The organism is Mycobacterium sp. 4D054, from assembly GCF_052245755.1.
Taxonomy (GTDB): domain Bacteria; phylum Actinomycetota; class Actinomycetes; order Mycobacteriales; family Mycobacteriaceae; genus Mycobacterium.
Map to the genome: position 1 here is coordinate 1 of NZ_JBQQCF010000168.1, position 648 is coordinate 648.

1 protein-coding gene is annotated in these 648 nt (G+C 65.6%); it reads right to left on the reverse strand.

Annotated elements, in window-relative coordinates:
- Nucleotides 1–28: 28 nt before the first annotated feature.
- The coding region (locus ACTWP6_RS30420; RefSeq protein ID WP_443189652.1) for an IS256 family transposase at nucleotides 29–648 on the reverse strand (620 nt) is incomplete at its 5' end.

The following is a 648-nucleotide window of genomic DNA, read 5'->3' on the forward strand; positions in this document are numbered from 1 at the left end:
CTGTCGTGTGATTCTTCGAGTTAATGGTTCAGGCGGTCAGTGCCGCGGGGGTGGCCTCCTGTTCGGTCGGGGTGTCGTTGACGGCGCGTGATTTGCTGAGGACGTCGAGGCCGAGGTAGCGCCGGGATTCAGCCCATTCGTCGTGTTGTTCGGCCAGCACGGCGCCGACGAGGCGGATCAGGGCGTTGCGGTCGGGGAAGATGCCCACGACGTCGGTGCGGCGGCGGATCTCTTTGTTGAGCCGTTCCTGGGGATTGTTGCTCCAGATCTGGCGCCAGATCTGCTTGGGGAACGCGGTGAACGCGAGTAGGTCTGGCCGGGCTGCCTCCAAGTGATCAGCGACCTTGGGCAGTTTGTCGGCGAGCGCGTCGATGGTCCGGTCATATTGTGCAGCAACGGATTCCGCGTCAGGTTGATCGAACACCGAATGCAGCAGCGTGCGTACCCAGGGCCAGGACGCCTTCGGTGTGACGCTCATCAGATTCGTCGTGTAGTGCGTGCGGCAGCGCTGCCAGGCCGCACCGGGCAGAGTGGCTCCGATCGCGGCCACCAGCCCGGCGTGGGCGTCACTGGTAACCAGCTTCACCCCAGACAGCCCGCGGGCGGTCAGCGACCGCCAGAACGTCAGCCAGCCCGCGCCGTCCTCGG